This is a genomic window from Bartonella sp. CL71SXKL, from assembly GCF_042194935.1.
Taxonomy (GTDB): domain Bacteria; phylum Pseudomonadota; class Alphaproteobacteria; order Rhizobiales; family Rhizobiaceae; genus Bartonella.
In genome coordinates, this window is record NZ_JBHINI010000001.1 from 1 (window position 1) to 20,605 (window position 20,605).

At 35.6% G+C, this 20,605-nt stretch carries 13 protein-coding genes and 3 tRNA genes; 8 read left to right on the plus strand and 8 right to left on the minus strand.

Annotated features, from left to right (window positions below; all coding sequences use genetic code 11):
• Window positions 1-27: 27 nt before the first annotated feature.
• The 4 genes from ACFILA_RS00005 to ACFILA_RS00020 all read left to right on the plus strand — a co-directional run bounded on the left by ACFILA_RS00005 (window position 28) and on the right by ACFILA_RS00020 (window position 2,663).
• Complete coding sequence (locus tag ACFILA_RS00005; RefSeq protein WP_375660454.1) at window positions 28-255, plus strand: hypothetical protein; 228 nt, start codon at window positions 28-30, stop codon at window positions 253-255.
• A 131-nt stretch (window positions 256-386) separates the two neighbouring features.
• Entirely contained in the window at window positions 387-599 is a 213-nt protein-coding gene (locus ACFILA_RS00010; RefSeq protein WP_375620805.1) for a hypothetical protein, read from the plus strand.
• 324 nt (window positions 600-923) lie between these two features.
• A complete protein-coding gene (locus ACFILA_RS00015) occupies window positions 924-1,835 on the plus strand; it encodes a DUF488 family protein (protein ID WP_375657463.1) in 912 nt (303 codons plus the stop codon).
• Window positions 1,836-1,844: 9 nt separating this feature from the next.
• Window positions 1,845-2,663, plus strand: a complete 819-nt coding sequence (locus ACFILA_RS00020; protein WP_375657464.1) for a hypothetical protein — start codon at window positions 1,845-1,847, stop codon at window positions 2,661-2,663.
• A 261-nt stretch (window positions 2,664-2,924) separates the two neighbouring features.
• On the opposite strand, the gene ACFILA_RS00025 is transcribed toward ACFILA_RS00020, so the two are convergent.
• The 4 genes from ACFILA_RS00025 to rplU all read right to left on the minus strand — a co-directional run bounded on the left by ACFILA_RS00025 (window position 2,925) and on the right by rplU (window position 9,257).
• Window positions 2,925-3,014, minus strand: a tRNA-Ser gene (locus ACFILA_RS00025).
• A 1,543-nt stretch (window positions 3,015-4,557) separates the two neighbouring features.
• The gene (gene ptsP, locus ACFILA_RS00030) at window positions 4,558-7,089 is read right to left on the minus strand and encodes a phosphoenolpyruvate--protein phosphotransferase (protein ID WP_375660455.1); all 2,532 of its coding nucleotides are present in this window, start codon (window positions 7,087-7,089) and stop codon (window positions 4,558-4,560) included.
• Between the two features lie 1,406 nt (window positions 7,090-8,495).
• Complete coding sequence (gene rpmA / locus ACFILA_RS00035) at window positions 8,496-8,765, minus strand: 50S ribosomal protein L27 (protein WP_100130483.1); 270 nt, start codon at window positions 8,763-8,765, stop codon at window positions 8,496-8,498.
• Between the two features lie 12 nt (window positions 8,766-8,777).
• Window positions 8,778-9,257, minus strand: a complete 480-nt coding sequence (rplU, locus tag ACFILA_RS00040; RefSeq protein WP_273790289.1) for a 50S ribosomal protein L21 — start codon at window positions 9,255-9,257, stop codon at window positions 8,778-8,780.
• A 285-nt stretch (window positions 9,258-9,542) separates the two neighbouring features.
• Between rplU and ACFILA_RS00045 the strand changes: the two genes are divergently transcribed.
• Window positions 9,543-9,632: transfer RNA gene (locus ACFILA_RS00045), tRNA-Ser, on the plus strand.
• 318 nt (window positions 9,633-9,950) lie between these two features.
• Here the strand turns inward: ACFILA_RS00045 and pgi are convergent.
• The 3 genes from pgi to ACFILA_RS00060 form a co-directional block, all read right to left on the minus strand.
• Window positions 9,951-11,615, minus strand: coding sequence for a glucose-6-phosphate isomerase (gene pgi, locus ACFILA_RS00050; protein WP_273790288.1), 1,665 nt, complete (start codon window positions 11,613-11,615; stop codon window positions 9,951-9,953).
• Between the two features lie 190 nt (window positions 11,616-11,805).
• The gene (locus ACFILA_RS00055) at window positions 11,806-14,940 is read right to left on the minus strand and encodes an efflux RND transporter permease subunit (RefSeq protein ID WP_273790287.1); all 3,135 of its coding nucleotides are present in this window, start codon (window positions 14,938-14,940) and stop codon (window positions 11,806-11,808) included.
• The gene (locus ACFILA_RS00060; protein WP_375630490.1) at window positions 14,937-16,076 is read right to left on the minus strand and encodes an efflux RND transporter periplasmic adaptor subunit; all 1,140 of its coding nucleotides are present in this window, start codon (window positions 16,074-16,076) and stop codon (window positions 14,937-14,939) included. The genes ACFILA_RS00055 and ACFILA_RS00060 overlap by 4 nt, the downstream gene beginning before the upstream one ends.
• Before the next feature lie 355 nt (window positions 16,077-16,431).
• Between ACFILA_RS00060 and ACFILA_RS00065 the strand changes: the two genes are divergently transcribed.
• Window positions 16,432-16,508 (plus strand) — tRNA-Arg (locus ACFILA_RS00065).
• A 365-nt stretch (window positions 16,509-16,873) separates the two neighbouring features.
• Here the strand turns inward: ACFILA_RS00065 and ACFILA_RS00070 are convergent.
• Window positions 16,874-17,155 carry a hypothetical protein gene (locus tag ACFILA_RS00070; RefSeq protein WP_375654267.1) on the minus strand — a complete coding sequence of 94 codons (282 nt, stop codon included), beginning with the start codon at window positions 17,153-17,155 and terminating at the stop codon, window positions 16,874-16,876.
• A gap of 108 nt (window positions 17,156-17,263) precedes the next feature.
• Here ACFILA_RS00070 and ACFILA_RS00075 point away from each other — a divergent pair, with 108 nt between their 5' ends.
• Together ACFILA_RS00075 and rpsU are read left to right on the plus strand one after the other, a co-directional pair.
• Window positions 17,264-18,937, plus strand: a complete 1,674-nt coding sequence (locus ACFILA_RS00075) for a formate--tetrahydrofolate ligase (protein ID WP_375642979.1) — start codon at window positions 17,264-17,266, stop codon at window positions 18,935-18,937.
• Between the two features lie 186 nt (window positions 18,938-19,123).
• On the plus strand, window positions 19,124-19,357 hold the full coding sequence (gene rpsU, locus ACFILA_RS00080; protein WP_012754552.1) for a 30S ribosomal protein S21: 234 nt from the start codon (window positions 19,124-19,126) through the stop codon (window positions 19,355-19,357).
• The last annotated feature ends 1,248 nt before the right edge of the window (window positions 19,358-20,605 follow it).

A 20,605-nucleotide genomic window follows, 5' to 3' on the forward strand; every position in this document is an offset into this window, starting at 1 on the left:
TGCTAAACGCTTTCAGGAGCATCGTCTATGATCTTATGGATGAAAAGAAATCTGATGCTAACAGGCGCGGCTTTAGCTGCTTTTTTTATGATTTTAGCAAGAGCTTTTACTCTTGGGAAAAAAGCAGAGCAACAAAAGCAAACAGAAAAAGCTTTAAAAGCAGCCACAACACGTCTGGAGGTGGAAAGTGAAGTTAATCAAAAAAGTGATGCTGATGTGCGTGCTGCTCTCTCTGACTGGTTGCACGACAAATAAATATGCTTCTTCTTGTGTTGGCTGGTTGCCAATTTATTTAGATAAGCAAGATCTGAACGCCATCAGTTCAAACTTAGCAAGAGAGATCTTAAAGCACAATAATCTAGGTGAACGCGTGTGTGGGTGGAAACATGGCTAGAAAAAAAACACAAGACGATACAGAGCTTACAGAAGCAGAAAAAGAAATCCTTCAAGAAATCATCATGACCTACAAAAGTGTAAAAGTGATGTCGCGTTATACGAAATGGATTGTACTCATTATACTCTTATTAGCGCTTGATTTTTCACGTATTATGGATGCGTTTGTAAGTATTTTTACACAAAAACCAAATATCCGACTCTAAACATACTCTGAGACGCGCGAAATTCTTTAGAAAATGGTTTCTTAATTTTGCTCGTCTCATGGAGACGATAGACAATGTCTTCTTCCATTTAAAACAGTGGATTTCAAAAAATTAAAATATAGTAAATATAGAGTAAATAAGTTATGCCTTCTCCAGCGCATGAAATTTATAACCGCAATCTTGTTTTTTTAGAATTTTTTTCATGGTATAATCTCAAATATTAGGAAGAAACTACGTTTTTTTGTTTTTATCTGGATTTGTGTCAGAAAATTTTAACTTAGTACAAACTTTTGATTTGATAGAGTGGGGTCTTGGGATGAACATATGGAAAAAATAAAAGGGAAAATTTTATTTAAACGGCAAAAAATATTATTGACTCTACTTCAAGAATTTGGAGGGTGTCTTTCAAGTACAGATTTTCAAAAATATTTATTTTTATTCACACAACGTGAAAAAATGCACAGTTATGATTTTGTGCCCTACAAATTTGGTTGTTTTTCTTTTCAATCTTATGCTGACAAACGTCGACTTGTAGAAATGGGAATCCTTGCTAACAATCATAATTATTGGCAGTTGGTGTCAGAAAATAATGATTACAGTACCAATATTGCACCTTCTATACAGAATAAAATTTTTTCATTTGTTGAAGAATTTAGTACGATAAGAGGTAATGAACTTATCCGGTATGTATACAAAAATTACCCATATTTTGCGATTAATAGTCAGATAGCAGATGAGGTTATGGATGAAGAAGACTTAGAAAAAATCGATGAATTTCGATCAAAGGATGAAAGCTTTTGTTTTTATACTATCGGTTATGAAGGAGCGTCTTTTGATGACTATCTTAACCGCCTCATCAGAAATAATGTCAAACTTTTGTGCGATGTTCGCAAAAATCCTATAAGCCGAAAATATGGGTTTTCCCAAATACAATTGTCCAATAACGTGGCTAAGTTTGGTATTGAATATGTGCATATACCAGAATTGGGCATTGTGTCTGAAAAGCGTCAGAACCTCAATACACAAAAAGATTATGAATGTCTTTTTGAAGATTATCAAAATACAATTCTCAAGAACAATAGCAACGCAATCAGCAGGCTATATCAACTTTTTTTAGATAATAAGCGTATTGCAATTACTTGTTTTGAAGCTAATGTATGTATGTGCCATCGAGGGCGAATCGCATTAGCCCTCACTCAATTGCCGAATTGGAACTATGAAATAAAACATATCTAAAGAATAAATATGGCAGTAATAAAAAAAGAACGAGTGTTGATTACGGTGAAAACTTATCCAACACCTTCTACGAAGTATATAGAATTAGTGTGTACTGCTGGCGTTAAGGAAGATGGTTCTTGGATTAGGATTTATCCAGCGCCATTCCGCTTTCTGAAAACAAAATACAAAAAATATCAATGGATAGAACTTTCTCTTGAAAAAAATCCCAAAGATTATAGGCCAGAGAGTTATAGGCCATGTAACATTGAAGATATTAAGCTTTGCGAGTTCATTTCATCTAAACGGGATTGGGAAGAACGTAAGCGTTTAATACTGGCTAAGAATACGATATACACCGATTTACATGCTGTAATTGCAGGGGCAAAATCTAATGAATTTTCACTGGCTATTTTTAAGCCATCACGAATTAAAAAGTTTGTTTTTAAACCGATTAATCCAATACTGAATCCTAAAAGGGAAGAAGTTGTTTGTGAGTTAATCCGGCAGGGTTCACTTTTTGAAAAAACGGACAATTTTATACGAACAAAACAATTGCCTTACAAATTTTCATATGAATTTACAGATGATAAAAATGTTAATAGCACGCTAATGATAGCAGATTGGGAAATAGGTCAGCTTTACTGGAACTGCAGGAAAAAGGTCGAATCCGACGAGAAAGCAATTCAGCTAGTTCAGCAAAAATACTATGACGATATTGCCAATACAAAAGACGTTTATTTCTTTTTAGGAACAACGTTTAAAAGTCATAGAATAGCGAAAAATCCATATATTATCATCGGAGTATTCTATCCACAACATACATCGCAACTACAGTTAGATTTTTAAGTTTACTTGAAAGAATCTGGAGTAGTAAGGATATTAATCACGGAATGCTCTACACGCCTCATGGAGGCGATAGAGAATGTCTTTGCACATTTAAAACAGTGGATTTCAAAGAATTCAAAAAATTATTAGAGAATGTTGGAGGAAAAAGATGAGCTTTGTAACGGTATGTTGGAAAATCCTATTCCCGAACTTTTGTTAACGCTCCCGAACCTTTAAAAAGATTACAAAGAATCAATACGTTATACATAGGAGAAAATTGTATGGCGGAGAGAGAGGGATTCGAACCCTCGATATGGTTTCCCATATACACGCGTTCCAGGCGTGCGCCTTCAACCACTCGGCCACCTCTCCAGAAGTTTGCACTATACCCAGAAAGAAATAACGTGCAAGTCTAAACTATACATTCAAAACCCAAAAAATAAATTCATTTATTAAAGTAAGAGCTTATATCTGTTGAATAACAAGCACATCCCTTCTTTTTAAGAAAAAACTTTTTTCGTGGATAGGTTTGTAGAATACAATAATGGGAATAAAAAGATTGTCACCAGTTATAAATTTTCATACTCATTTACGCACTTTCTGCTTCACAAAAAAATACTTCTCTTAAAATTGGCATACAGTCCATGGTTTTGCATAACCAAATAATTAATATCTCTCACTTAACACCATTGATTACCCTAATAATAAATAGAATAATAACGATATGAACTTCTTATATGTATATAATATTAAAATTGTTTATTCAGATAATAAATTTCATTTCAATAAAAATCGTTTTCAACCTTCTTCTTGCCTCCAAGGATGAAAATACTTAATCACTGTAACTTTGATTACAAACAACTCTCTCTTGAAATGAGATCTACCTGCTAATCACTTTTATGTTTCAGATAATATATAAATATTGATTTATAATAATAAATTATCGTTTATACGTCATAAGCGGGGATGGTATGTGGAGGAAGAACATTTTAAGAGAGGATAAGTGCCTCTTATGTATTTTTTCAAATAGCACGAATTCTTGCAACATTGAGGGCTGTAAAATAGTGTGATGGTGTCAGTTTCCTCTTTCATAGGATTACAGAATAAGCCCTACTCTAAATCCTCTATTCAATTTCACACTTCTATATTTAGTTGATACTAAAGAAAATAAAATTCAGACAAAAAAAACCTTTGCATTTTTAATTTAATATGTATGAATATATCTTATTTTCTGAAATGAAAAAATAGTCATTTTGGTCAAATACAAAATCATAAAAATGCAAACCTGTTTTCATTTTTACCATATACTTTTAAATTCAGCTTTACAGTTTTCAAAATATCTAAAGTAATCTCTATTATTTAAAAGAGATTACGTATTACTTCATACTTTTGATTATCGCATTCTTTAAGTGGGATATGGTCTCATAACAAAACAGAATACTCTAAAAATACTATTTTCTTTCTCATCCACACGTTTGTTAAAAAACATCTCTTAAAGCTTGTCACATCTACCTCATACGGTGTCTATGAATGGTATAAAATCTATTGGATAGAATCATCTTTCCTTAAATAAAAAGTAAAAGCCAAGTACCATCACGCTATTTATCACCTAATATTACAACATCCATTGCGATTTGAGAAAATGCATAAAAGGCATTTATTCTTTCTTAGAGTGTTTTTATCCATACATTACTCCTCTTTGTAATGTATAAAAGAATAATTTTTATTAATTTAATATAGAGAAATTTAAAACGAGAAAACCCTACAATATTTAAGGCTCTCATTATGTAACACGATAAATTACCATTACAAATTAATATGCTGCTTATAATTGTCCTAAAGGATAATGTTTTACAACACTAAAGATCTGATTAGTCTGAAAAATGAGCTCGTTTTTTCCCCTTAATGTTCTCTATCACCTTATATCCTTGCTTAGAGCACGTACAGCTCGTGCAGTTTCACATTGTAATGCTTTTTGTGCTAAAATTTTCATATCTTCAAAACTATGAGTCTGTAAACACGCCTTTACTGGAGAAATATCGCAAGATATCATAGAAAGCTCATTAATTCCCAATCCAGTCAAAATCATTGCACCAAAAGGATCTCCAGCCATACCACCACATACACTAACCCAACACTTATTTTGTGCAGCTCCCTGAATAGTCTGATAAATCATACGCAAAACTGCTGGATCAAGGCTATCAGCTTCAGACACAAGGTACGGATTTTGCCGATCAACAGCCATTGTATACTGTGTTAGGTCATTGGTTCCAATTGAAAAAAAATCAACATGGGCGCTTAATACATCTGCCATAATGGCCGCTGCTGGAACTTCGATCATAATACCAAGTTTTAATTTTGGTGCATCAATATCGTTGCGGATTTCCTCTGCAATCTTTTTTATAGCGACAATCTCTGAAACAGACATGACCATCGGAAACACAATCCATAGATCTCCGCCCTCTTTTGCTGCTCGATATAAAGCACGTAATTGAGGCACCAAAAGATCACGTCGACGTAACAAAAGCCGCGTTCCTCGAACACCTAAAAAAGGATTGTCCTCTTTAGATAAATGTAAATGCGTAACCTGTTTATCCCCACCAATATCAAGTGCACGAATAATTAATGGCTTATCTCCTACAGCTGTAATCATCGTCCGATATATATTAAATTGTAGCTCTTCATCCGGAATATGTGGATTCTCTAAAAACAAAAATTCCGTGCGCATGAGTCCAACACCTTCAGCCCCCAAATCAAGCGCAACAGGAACCTGATTTGCGTAGTTGACATTGGCCATGATACGAATTCTTTGACCATCTATCGTTTGCGCTGGTAATCTACACGCACTTATTTCACTGACACGTTTTTGCGCAACAGTATCAATATGCCTTTGAGCATCTTCAACGTCTTCAAGCGTAGGATCAAGGTAAATAAACCCGTTATCGCCATCAATAATAGCCTGAATATCAGACTGAATCGCTAAAATATCATCACCTGTAGCAACAACCATTGGAATACCAAGAGTACGCGCCAAAATAGCTGTATGAGATAATGGACCTCCCCATGCTGTTGCTAATCCTTTTACCCTTGTACAATCAAGTTGTGCTACATCAGAAGGAGAAAGGTCATTTGTAACCAGAATTACACCATGTGGAATATCATTTAAAAAGAACGATCTATAGGATGGATTGATTTCACCTAAAACACGTCGACCAACATCAACTAAATTAACAGCACGTGCTGCTAACAAAGGATTATCTACCTTAAAAAACATATCTGAAAATTGACGAACCGCTCTATCCCAAGACCAAGCGACACCATGACCTTCCGCTATAAAACGACAAGCTTGAGCTATTAAATTTTCATCGTCAAGCAAAACCATTTGCGCAGAAAAAATTGCAGCAGAATCTGCTCCCATACGCACTGTAATATCAGAAATTACAGATGCCATTTTATGTTTTGTTTTTGTAAGAGCATTTTCAAGACATGCTGCACCAGCTGCAAAATCAATTGGCTGGTCTATTATGGAAATATCATTTTGCCTTAAAACAAAAATCTTACCAAATGCTAATCCTGAACTCGCTCCAACACCAGAAATGCCTTTTTGCATAGAGCGTGGATACCAACCATGAAAAGCCTTTGTTTGAGATTCCATTGCTTTCATCAAGCATTTTTCACTAATACTCACTTTTTTTGCAATAGCAATGGCATCATTGAGAAGTTGTGCTCCTTCTGAAGCATCTGTAGAAAAAATCAGAACATCACCGTTTTTTGCTCCTAATTGCAATAAACCAACCAAATTTTTCATTTCAACGGTATATTGACCATGGCGAACTCTGATGGAACTTTGAGCCTTTTTCGCAAAATCAACCCAAAGAGAAGCTGGTCGTGCATGGAGACCACTTGGATAATCTAAAGTCCATTCCTGACACACAGAAAGGTCACCAATAAAAGTTTTTTCTATCTTCATATTTTGGTCAAACAAAGTTGTAACAATTTGTTGTTTGTCCATAGTGGTTGCAAGTACTTCAAGCTGTTTTTTATCAAATAAAAGAGACGTCAATTTTTTACAAATTTCTCTATAGCGATCTGGACACGCTGCAATGGCAATAACCAAATATGCTTTCTTGCCATCCTGCCACTCAACACCAGCAGGAACCTGTATAACAGCAACAGCATCCTTGATAATTAAATCACGATTTTCAGCCATACCATGAGGAATGGCTATACCATTTCCAAGCCAAGTATTGGTTGTTTCTTCACGTGCAAGCATGCTTGCCAGATAACACTTATCAACTGCACCAACCTGCACAAGCAATTCAGCAGCAGCATAAATTGCATCATTTTTATGATCAAAAGCAGCTGCAAGTTGTACAGATCTTATAGACAAGATTTCACCATCAGCAAAATCTACATTCATTGCTTCTGCTTTCTCATATCTCATCATGAATTCAAATTGCCTCACATTTGAACACCAATATCTCTGACACATTCCTTTTCAAAGCTGCATTTCCCAAAATACAAGCTATAAATACCACCACAGCTTTATTTATATTTTACGGAATATAGCTAAGTGAGGTGCTTAAATACCTCAATATAACCGATAAAACAATTGGATATTATTATCTAGCGAAGTGCTTAAAACCATTATAAGCAAATCTGCCTCTTACTCTTTTACTTTACAAAGACAAAACCCCATTTTCTACAGAACCAATCACCTGAAAAACTATGTTTTCGAAACGCTCTCATTATCCTAAGTTATTCAACATAACTTTTCATTATTTTTCCTACAAGAAAGCATCCTTCCCAATCATCCGTAACTTCAGCTAATATTTTGATTGATTCCTCAAAGTTTATTTAACCTATTATCCCTCTTTATAAATTCATTACATAATTACAAATTGCTCCATGCAACTTATCATCTTTAAAATTCCGTGCTGCCCATCTTATGATATCAAACCCTCGATATATAATATTTATATATTTTAAGCTACACCTTTACTTCAATCAATATCGCAAATACACAATACCCTCTGTCGCACATTTGCAAAGTACGAACATCCCCCCAAGCACCATCATCAATTACTAAAATAAAGAAAAACTCTACAAATAAGATAAATAAAGTAAAAAATGAAACGCAATGATTGCCTTAACCCTAGCTCTTATGCTTATTTACTTTCAACAATACACAATAATAGTGAAATCAGAAAAAATATTCTTGAAGGGCGCTGATTGCACGTTGGTTATTTTTATATCTTTAAACACCGTCCTCCTTAAAAATATAATTTCACTCTTGATTTACCGAAAATTCCTTAATGCACGTCACTTTCAAAGTAGTTTTGGCTGCCTTCTTATGGATTTTTTATCCCTATGTCTTTTTAAATGAATAGCCACACCTATCCACACTACCACCTAAAAACAGTATGACAACTCATCAATACCACAATGCCGATAAAAAGACCCATCTTTATCAAAATGATTACATAAAGAATGCTCTCATTAAATTTCTCATAATTTTCTGAAAACAAACTGCTTCTCTTATAAGAAATCACTAGACACTTCTTCATGCATAAAAAGAAAGTCTCTCTCACTATTATTATACAGAAATTTATCAACAAATTCTATCATAATATCAATATGTTCAGTACTAAATACTAACATAACATCGCACAAACTTTTTCCCTCATTGAGAAAAGCCATTTCCTCAATTCTACCTTTTTCGCATATCTTCTACATTTATTATAGTACCAACGCAAAAAGGGAAAGATAAGACTCTATCTTTCCCTTTTAATACTTATAAAACCACGACTATAATTCAATGAAATCCTGTTGATTGCTAGAGAGTGTTACAGATTACTCTGCTGCCTCCAGCATAGGAATGACTGAAACATAGGAACGATTACCCGCTTTGCGTTGAAAAGAAACCTTTCCATTTGATAATGCAAAAAGCGTATGATCTTTTCCAATACCAACATTGTTACCAGGATGCCAACGTGTACCACGCTGGCGAATAATAATATTTCCGGCAATAACGGTTTCACCACCAAATTTTTTAACGCCTAGACGTTTCGATTCTGAATCACGACCATTACGCGAGGAACCACCAGCTTTTTTATGTGCCATAGACGCTCTCCTTTAATCTTTCTTACTCTTTGATGCTACAGACGCTTTCTTCTGCGGCGCAGTCTTTTTTTCAACCGTTTTTTTAGCCGTCTTCTCAACAGAAGCAGCAGCTTTTGTTTCTTGTGGTGTAGTTGCTTCTTCTTTTATCGGTTTCGCAGCAACTTTTTTAGGTTTTGAACCACCCATTAAAATTTCTAAAACACGAAGCCTCGTAAATTCTTGACGATGGCCACGCGTGCGTTTAGAATTTTGACGACGGCGCTTCTTAAATGCGATAACCTTGCGCCCACGTGCCTGTTCTAAAATCTCAGCTGTCACCAATGCATCAGCAACGACAGGGGTACCAATAACCGCATTACCTTCTTGCCCAACCATTAATATGTCATTGAATTCAACAACATCACCCGCATTTCCACTAACTTTTTCAACTTTTACCACTTGATTAGCAACAATGCGGTATTGCTTACCACCAGTTTTAATGACTGCGAACATTTTTTATCCTTCCGTTCACTCCAGCTCTTATTTAATTTCTGCCTTGAAATAAGGGAAAATAGGCTGCTTTTTATCAGTCGTAATAAATCTCAAAGAAGGATAAAACCTTCTTCAACACAAATATGCGCAGATTTCCCCACGCTTATATTTTGTATATATGAAGGAATTTCTATTCTCTGTCAATAAAGTCCCATAAAAAAGAAAAAAAGGTTGTACCAAAAACAATTGAAGGTTATCTACCCCTTATACACTCAAATAGTGCCGATTTTTGTTTCACTTTATTATGGAGAGATGGCTGAGTGGTTGAAAGCACCGCACTCGAAATGCGGCATAGGGGCAACTCTATCGGGGGTTCAAATCCCTCTCTCTCCGCCATTAATTTATAAAACCATATTATTAAAATGTCTTCAATCGTAGCTTGCCGGTTGTAGCTTGTCAGCAAATTTTGTACCATTTTATTTTTTTCGAAGGATTTTAAGGGGGGCTCAAAGGGTCTTCAAAGACCTCTCAAAGGTCTTTATCGTTTTTGCGAATAAATTCTCCTTTTTACAATTTTTGCACTTTTTTGATTTTCTGTTACATAAATCTAGTTCAGATAATAAGAGAACGCATAGTAAAATTAAAGAATTATCTCATATTTCTCTCTCATTCTACTTTTGCTTAGTTAGTGCAAAACCTACTGTCAAATTATATTTATTTTGCACGTCTTGCTTGAATATGTGCTAGCAACCCTAATGTTGAACTATCGCGATTATCCGCTTTACTTTCTCCACGAAGAATTGGTAGTAACTCGTTTGCTAATTCTTTACCAAGTTCAACCCCCCATTGATCAAATGAATTAATATTCATTAAAATCCCTTCAACAAAAGTACGATGTTCATAAAGTGCAATAAGACGACCGAGTGCAAAAGGTGTTAATAAATCTTGAACCAACGTAATGCTGGGACGGTTTCCTTTAAAACTTCTATGAAGTGCTAAATGATCTGCCTCACCCTCACCAACTCCATTTTTTATCAAGATATGCCGAGCATCTTCAATACTACGCCCCTTCATCAATGCTTTTGATTGTGCTAAACCGTTTGCTAGCAACATCTCATACATAGAATGTAAATTTTTCTCATGCCCTTTTATAAATAAAATAAATTCTACAGGAATAATATCTGTTCCTTGATGCAGAAGCTGAAAAAAAGCATGTTGACTATTTGTTCCTGAATCCCCCCAAACAATTGGACCACTTGAAAAACTTAATGGTTTTCCATCCAGCGAAACTTGCTTACCATTTGATTCCATATCAAGCTGTTGTAAATAAGCTGGAAAATGTATTAAACGCTGTGCATAAGGAATGATCGAACGTGATGAATAACCACAAATAACACGATGCCAAAATCCTAAAAGAGCAAAACGAATAGGAATATTTTTATGCAAAGGCATAGTTTTAAAATGTTGGTCCATTTGCAAAGCACCGTTGAGAAATTTGCGAAAATTTCCACCACCTATTGCAAACATAACAACAAGTCCAATGGCTGACCAAATTGAATAACGTCCTCCAACCCAATTCCAAAATTTAAAAACGCTTGTGGAATCTATGCCAAATTCTGCCACTTTATCAAGCGCACTTGAAACAGCAACAAAATGCGTACAAACAGCTTTTTCTCCTAAATGTGAACAAATCCACTGACGTGCAACTTGAGCATTTACCATTGTTTCAGCCGTTGTAAAAGTTTTAGAAGCAATGACAAACAGCGTTGTTGCTGGATTCAAAATAGAGAGAGTATCAGAAATATGGGCACTGTCAGCATTCGAAACAAAATGACACTGTGGACCATCATGATAAGGTTTTAAAGCGTATGTGACCATTGCAGGACCAAGATCAGAACCACCAATACCAATATTGACAATATCACTTATTCTCTCGCCACTGCTTCCCTTATAGCTTCCATCACGCACCTTTTCAGAAAATCTTTCCATATCTTCAAGGACGTCTTGAATATCGCGAATAAGATTATGACCATCCAACATGAAAATTTCATCAGCAGGTAAACGTAATGCAATATGAAGAACTGAGCGTTTTTCAGTTGTATTAATCGCCTTACCAGAAAACATTGCATCACGCCGGCCTAACACATCTGCTGCGACCGCTAAATCATCTAGAAGTTGCAATGTTTTAAATGTCACACCACATTTTGAAAAATCGAAAAGAAGATCATCAAGTCTGAGGGAAAAATGGGAAAAACGCTGTTCATCTTCTACAAAATGCCGACGAATATCATAGACCCCATCCTTTGCGGCATGGTTTCTTAAAGCTTTTAATGTGGCTTCAAAAGCCATTTCATTTCGAATCGAAAAGCTATCTCCCATAAGCTTATCCTATACGGTTATTGATAATGAAATCTATGCCCAAACAATAACAAAGCAGAAAGCATCTCTTTTATTGCTCGCTATTTTCACTGCTCACATAAAAATGAAGGAATATACAAAATATAAAGGATAAGATCCGAAAATGATATTTTTACAAGAATAAATTTTCAAATCTTTTCTATCATATACATCATTTAACTTGATTGAGTTCTTTTGTTAAACGTAAATCTTCTTCTGCTTTTGGTCTTATAAAACGCCCTAGAAAAAGATAAACAACCGGTGTAACATAAAGCGTAAAAATAGTTGCTAAACCTAAGCCACCAACGATAACCCAACCTAAAGCTATACGAGCTTCTGCGCCAGCACCTTTGGCTAAAACCAAAGGAATACCTCCTAAAATGGCACAAATCATTGTCATACAAACTGGACGAAGGCGAATGTTTGCTGCTTCTTCTACGGCTTCACGCACGCTTCTTCCCTGATCACGTAATTGATCTGCAAATTCAACAATGAGAATACCATTTTTTGCCATAACACCAATTAACAAAATTAATCCAATTTGGCTGTAAATATTAAGACTCACACCACTTAATAGCATAGCAATTACAGCACAACCAATCCCTAATGGGACAGTGGCCATGATAATGAATCCTGAAATAAAACTTTCAAACTGAGCAGCCAAAATCAATAAAATAATCAAAAAGGCAATGCCAAAAACAATCATAAAATTGGAAGATGTTTCATTAAGCGTTTCGGCTTCCCCTAAGGGAACCAAGTAGGTTCCTTTTGATAACAAAGGAGAAGCAATTTTCTGTACAGTTTGGTAAGCTTCTCCTAAAGCGATATCTGGAGCAAGATTTGCGCTTAAAACAACAGCATTCATGCGTTTTTCCCGTTTTAATTGAGGAGCAATAGCTTTTTCATGTAAACGCGCAATAACCGATAAAGGAACATATCGATTGTCTTTGGTTTTTAAAAAAATATTTTCTAAATCGCTAGGACTCTTCATAGAATTTGTACGCGATATCAATTTAACATCGTAAGAATGATCATCCACGTTAATGGAACCAATCTTTTTACCATCCAACATTGTTTGTAATGTATCGCCCAAATTGGCGATATCAATCCCTAAATCGGAGGCTTTTTTTCGATTGATTTCAATAAAAAATTGCGGTTGTGTTGCATCAACAGTAAGGCGTGGGCGAATAAAACGCGGATCATCTTGTAAAGCACTCACCAGCTTATCAGCAATGGGTTGTAATGTTGCATAATCATTGCCAAGAATTGCAAATTGCAACCCTTGCCCAGTTCCTCTCACACCCAAAGAATTTCCCTGCGCAGCAAATACAAAAACTGCGGGAAACTGTTTAACCTTTGCATTAATATCTTTCACGATTTCTTGCTGACTACGTAAACGTTTATCCCAAGATGAAAGCAATAAAATCAAAAAAGCAGTATTGGGTGAACCGCCAGCACCCGCGATAGAGTAACTGTTAGCAATCTCCCCTGCATCACGTAATGGCTGTAGACTTGCTTCAATTTGCTCTATTTGCTCGTTCAAATATTGTGTTGAAATACCTTGTGGTCCATTAATAACCAAAAAGATCACAGCTCTGTCTTCTGCTGGCGTTAATTCCTGTTGTAGCTTCGTATAGCCTCCAACACAAAGACCCCCAAAAATAAGTGAAGCAAAAACAACAGCCCAAGGCTTTTCTAAACACTTATGCAAACTGTAAGTATATGCCTTATGAAAAAAAGTACCTAATTTATATAAAAAAGCAAAATGATGGGACTCTTCCTCTTTATCCTCAATATGTTCTTTGAGAAAACGTGAAGCCAACATGGGACAAAGCGTTAAGGCAACAACTGAAGAAAGCAAAATAGAAATTGCCAAAACAAAACCGAATTCTCTAAAAAGCCCTCCAACTTGCCCAGGAAGAAAGGAAATAGGAACAAACACAGCCACTAATGTCAGTGTTGTTGCTAAAACAGCAAAAAATACTTCACGTGTTCCTATCACCGCTGCTGCTCTGGAACCTAATCCCATGTTGCGCCACCGAACAATATTCTCAAGAACAACAATGGCATCATCCACAACAAGCCCTGTTGCTAAAACAAGTCCTAAAAATGTGAGAATATTCAATGAAAACCCTACAAGATAAATAGCCGCAATGGTACCAATCAAAGCGACAGGAAGAGATACAGCAGGTATCAGCGTTACACGAATGTCTCTGAGAAAAAGAAAAATGACCAAGATAACGCTCAAAATAGCAATGACCAACGCAACTTCAACCTCATGAAGAGCGCTTTTAATAAAAATTGCATCGTCATTAATAACGTCTATATGTACAGAAGAAGGAACAATACTTTTGAGATTATCAACAACGGCTCTCACACCTTCAGAAATATTAAGAGTGTTGGATTGTGCTTTACGCACGATACCTAATCCAATACCTGTCTTTCCATTGATACGAAGAATAACTGTTTCTATATCCGGCGATAAAGTAACATGCGCAACATCACCAAGGTGCACATGAGGCTTTAAAACAACTTGTTCAAAAGATTCTGGTGTTGTTAAACGTGCAGTAGCACGTACAACTAAAGTTTGCTTAGAATTGCGTAATGACCCTACTGGCACATCTGTTGTCATATCAGCAAGAACACGTGAAATATCTGCTACAGTTAATCCATAACTTGCAAGTTTTGCTTGATCTATATCAATCTGAAAAATCTTTGTGCGAGCACTATCGACCTGTACATCACCAACACCATCAACAGCAGAAATTGCATCAACAATCTGATCGTTTACAATCGTGGTTAAATCATCAACACTCATTGTTGGTGACGTCACAACCAAATACATCATGGCAGCAGCATTCGAATCTGCTTTAATAATCAAAGGCGAATCCGCATCTTTCGGTAAAGAATAGGTAATACGGGAGAGAGCATCACGAATATCAGATGCCGCAACATTCAAATCAACACCAACATTAAAATTAATCTGTACACGGGAGCGCCCAAAAGAAGACGTTGAAGAAATCGTCTTAACACCTGAAACACGAGAAACGGCATCTTCTATAACTTTTGTAACTTCACGATCAATTGTTTCTGCCGACGCACCAGAAAACACCGTCACAACCGTCGTTACGGGAGTATCAACATCGGGTAATTCTCTTACATCAACATTTAACCATGCTGCAAATCCTGCAATGATGATCATAGCATTTAAAACAAAAGTAAAAACCGGTCTGCGAATAAATAAGGTAATGAGACCACCTTGCTCCACCTTTGACGTAGGCTGTTTTGTGCTCAATTCTTGGCTCATTGTATATCCGTTCCGTAAACTGCTGGTAATTGCTGTTGATGAGACTTTGGATCATCAATAGTTACTTTACTTCCTGGATAAAGCATTTGCACCCCTTGAATGACAACTTGATCACCATTTTCTAGGGGTGCTTTTACGAAAACTTGATCTGCTTTATGCTGAATAATTGATACGGGTATAGCCTCTACTTTCCCTTCTCTCACACGCCAAACGAATGACCCTTTACTATTCCATTGAACTGCAAGAGGATTAACGACAGGAAAAGAACCACCATGAAATTGCAAGGCAACAGAAAAGGACATACCAGACATGAGCGTATCTTTTTCATTATTGATTTCAACCTGAACATGAAGTGTGCGACTTTCTGGATCAACGATATTATCAATCGCATAAATATGACCAACAAAAGACATATCTGGCTGCGCGACTAACGTTGCCGTTACCTCATCTCCTTTATGGATGCGCGACACATATCGTTCAGGGGCCCATATATCGACCAAAATACGTTCTCTATTCTCAATACGGCCTATTACAGTATTAAGGGTCACGTTATTCCCCGCATCAACGGGCAAAATACCAACAACTCCAGGAATCGGTGCTCGAATTGTTCGCCGATCGAGATCTAATTCAGCATTACGCAAAACTAAATTTGCGTTATCCAACTCTAAGCGTGCCATAATTTCTTGAACTTCCGTTGCTGTATTGCTGGCGCGTAATTTAAGAATGCGCGAAAGCGTTAACGCATTGTTATCACGTTGCACTTTTGCTTTTGCAGCCGCTATTTCTTCTTTTTTAGAATCAAGCTTTGCAATCACATCATCGGCTTGTACTTTTGTACCTGCTGATACAAAAAGCTTATCAATAACACCTGAGGATAAAGGGGTAAGCTCAACTTCTGCAAGAGCTTTTCCACTCCCTAAAACGTTAAGTTGTTCATAAAAATCTTGAATTTTTACAAGATCAACGACAACATTTACCGGTGGCCTTCCCATTTTTCCATTTGAAGTTTTATCTGATACTTTTGTTTTATCCACCATAGAAATGGGTTGTTCTGCACTCTTTTTTCCAGCCCAATAAGTAACCGTTAAAACAACGATTAAAAACACTAATGGAAAGCTCTTTTTTAATAACGCCATACATCCGCCCTTGCTGTGTCATGTTTATCTGAAATAGTTTTCAACAGTAATATCGGCGTTTTACACAAAAACCCAACAGCGGGTGTGTGTGTCTTACCCCCACCGCAAAAAACAGATCTCATCTCTGCTTGATTATCTTTCATCTATAAAAACGTCAAGTTAACTATCGTTCATATTGCTTTGTATGGTCACAACAAAAAAATGTTCATATCAAAACCAACTGAAGCCATAATATTTTTAAAATATCTCATAAAAAAGAGAGATTTTTTTATTACTATCCAAGTTTCACTTGCATTTCTTTAATGAAACGATTAGGAACCCTTTGTCTTAGACAATGTAAAAAATTGAAATATATGCACCCGTAGCTCAGCTGGATAGAGCACCAGACTACGAATCTGGGGGTCAGGAGTTCGAATCTCTTCGGGTGCGCCATCTATCAATATCTTACTTATAAAGTCAGACTTTTTAAATTCTTTATTTTGTGATTTGTTTTTATCTATCTTTGTATTTTGTTATTTCATTCTGTTGTGAGTCGTTTCTTTAGCCATTTTGCTAGAATAAGATGTTATGAGTCCTTCAATTCAGCCCTAAGGGCTTTTATTAGCTAATAATCGTAGCGATTGCATGAGTAGCGTGTATTGTTGTTTTCTTTTTTCAATCTACGCGCTTGTTTTTGGTCTCTTCCGGATTATACTCTCTAATCAGTTAGGTAATTTTTTACGTTCTTATTTCTAACTGTTCCATAACTGGATGTTGCTGGATATTTTATTCCTAGCAGTCCCATCTTAAGAGGGACTTCAAATGTGCCGCCATAAATTCCGGGTTACCACCATGTAAAACTTTTTCAGTGTGTTATTGGAAAGAATAAATAAACTACTTCTCAAACGTACCACTATAAAACACTTATGGTATCCATTAATATCATCAGCATTTTGTTGCAAACCACAGCTTCTTTCTGCAATATTTTTAATTGAATTAAACGTATTTTTACTGCTTAAAAGCAAAGTGATTCTTTTTCCTAAAAAACAATAAAACTCTTCTTGTGCTTCTTTAGCATTATCTCTTGCATGGCATATCATCGACTTCTATGATATCTTAATATTTTCTGTTCTCTATGAATTTTTCTAATTAACCCATGGGGTACAGATCTCGAATATTAATAAAAGATAAGTTTAAAGAATTTTTCCATGCCTAAAACTGATATTGAAATTGCTCGCACTGCTAAAAAGCAACATATTGTTGAAATTGCACAAAAAATTGGTATCTCACATGAAAATCTCATTCCCTATGGCCATGATAAAGCTAAAATTTCTTCTGAATACATAAAATCGCTTAATAAAAATCCAGACGGTAAACTTATCCTTGTCACAGCTATCAATCCCACACCTGCCGGAGAAGGCAAAACAACAACAACAGTTGGACTAAGTGATGCTCTTAATCTTATTGGTAAAAAAACAATAGCTACCTTGAGAGAACCGTCTTTAGGTCCCTGTTTTGGTGTAAAAGGTGGTGCTGCTGGTGGTGGTTATGCGCAAGTCATTCCAATGGATGACCTTAATTTACATTTTACCGGTGATTTTCATGCTATTACAGCTGCTCATAATCTTCTTGCCGCAATGATAGATAATCATCTTTATTGGGGAAATACTCTAAACATTGATCCACGTCGCATTGTTTGGAAACGCGTTCTTGATATGAATGACCGTGCATTGCGCGATATTGTCATTTCATTGGGGGGCATAACAAATGGTTTTCCACGTCAAGCAGGTTTTGATATTACTGTTGCATCAGAAATTATGGCGCTTCTTTGTCTCTCTGAAAATTTAGAAAACCTTACACAAAGACTCAAAAAAATTATTGTTGCTTATCGTTATGATAAAACGCCCATCACCGTTGCTGATCTCAATGCGGAAGGTGCAATGGCAGTTCTTCTCAAAGATGCTATACAACCCAATCTCGTACAGACAATTGAAAATAATCCTGTTCTCGTTCATGGAGGACCTTTTGCCAACATTGCTCATGGTTGCAATTCAGTTATAGCAACAAAAACTGCTTTAAAACTTGCGGATTATGTTGTCACAGAAGCAGGGTTTGGAGCAGATCTTGGAGCAGAAAAGTTCTTCAATATCAAATGTAGGCAAGCAGGTATTGTACCAAATGCTACAGTGATCGTCGCAACTATTCGTGCATTAAAAATGAACGGTGGTCTGGATAAAAATAACCTGACAGAAGAAAATATTACCGCTTTAGAAAAAGGAGCTGCCAATCTTTTACGACACATAAAAAATATGAAGCACTACGGTATTCCTTGTGTTGTGGCTATCAATCATTTTGACAGCGATAGCGATGCTGAAATAAAAACATTACAAAAAATAGTTGCAACAACTGGACACAAAGCTATTATCTGTAAGCATTGGGAACAAGGTGGAAAAGGCGCTATAGAACTTGCACAAGAACTCGTTACCTTGATTGAAAAGCACGATTCTGATTTTAAAGTTCTCTATCAAGATGATATTCCACTCGTTCAAAAAATTAATTGTATTATAACAAAGCTATACGGTGGACGTGGCGCCATCATCTCAGCCCCTATTCTCAAACAACTTGAATCTTGGGAAAAAGAGGGGTTTGGCGTCTACCCTATTTGTATGGCAAAAACACCTTATTCTTTTTCTTCTGATCCCAAGCAATACGGCGCTCCTGTTGATTTTGAAATTCCCATACGAGAAGTTCGTCTCTGTGCGGGAGCCGGTTTTATTGTTGTCATTTGTGGAGATGTTATGACCATGCCGGGACTACCCCATTATCCCGCGGCTGAAAAAATTCATCTTGACGAAAATGATCAAATACAAGGACTTTCATAAATTTATAACCGTAAATTCTATCATTCATTATAAAAAGCGTTTTATTGTAAAAAAATAGAATTTTAAAAAGCGATATAGACAAATGTCTTATTTATATGATATAAGTGCTTGTCCTTTTGGATATGCCTTTAAAAGGACGTAGGTTTTTTCCTATCATTTATGACACTGAAAAAAGCAGGATAGATAGTGCAAGTACTCGTTCGTGATAATAATGTTGACCAAGCGCTCCGTGCGTTGAAAAAAAAGATGCAGCGTGAAGGTATCTTCCGTGAAATGAAAATGCGTAGTTATTATGAGAAGCCATCTGAGAAGCGTGCTCGTGAAAAAGCTGAAGCTATTCGTCGTACACGTAAGCTTGCTCGTAAGCGTGCACAAAGAGAAGGTTTTGTTAGTAACGGACGAACTGTTGCGGTAAAGTAATATACTTTATGATATTATATAACTGCATAACCAATAGGTAATAAGCTACTAGAAAATTTTTCTTCATAGGCGATTGCAATAAATTGCTTGTGTGTAGGTTTTTGTGTACAATGTTATCTAATATGTTAGTTATTTGAAAATAATAAGATTTCTATCATAAAGGTGGTTTTTATTTCACTCTTATATTTTAAAAATAGATAACAAACTACACTTTAGATATTTAAGCGACTTTTTCCTATGTGAATTGAGTGTGAGGTGTTTTATTATCACTTTTCACTATAATTTTCTCCTTCTGGATATCTCTTACATCACTGCTTCTTATGTACAAATTTCATGATGAACTTCTTTTTTGTCATTAAATATTCTACATCTTTCGATCATCCTAGGTCTGATTACAAAACAAAAATAACTATCGCAATATGCGATTGTGTTTAAAATATAATATCAAATTCATAATCCTCTTTCCCTTCAGTTATGTAACGAAACGATATAATTCCATAACTTTTTATATCTCTTGATTCTGTCTCTCTAAAGGATGACGAATTTCAACCACTGCACTACAGATTCTTTTTTCTTGATAAATTTCTTCTATTCATCACTTATGTAATTACCCTCATAATTGTATCGAATAAGCCCTTCTATTTCTTTCAACTTTCTTCTATACTGAGTTAGAGAAAAAGAAATTTGACAATAAACAGAGAAAACACTGTATTTTAATATGGATGAATGTGCCTTTTATTACCATTGTTGATGGAAATATTTTTACAATTTAAATAACGAGTTAAAGTTTTTAACGCAGTGATTTGTTATTATAAGTAATTGTTTTTCATATTAATTAATAATTCTGAATAACGTAAAGTTTCTCAATGCCTTCTCATATTGAATCAATCAAGATTATCTTCTTGTACATCATAAGCGGGATCCGTATGCAAATAGAATAAAAGCTATTTAAGAAAAAACAAAAATGCTTCTTATGAACACTATAAATAATAGGAACTGCATAACATTGAAAGCTGGTAAATAGAACGATGAAGCCCGCTTATCTACCATACGGATAAGCATTATCATGGCATAAGATTAGAGTGTAGCAAATTTTATAAATGGAATTATCACGAAAAAGTGTCCTGTTAAAATTAGCCCTTCATATATCAATCTACTCTATAATGTAGCTCATATTTTTACGCTTAAATGTTTTATTTATCGTATTATTTTGTTCATTCAAAACTTCTTTTCAAGCCACACAATAAT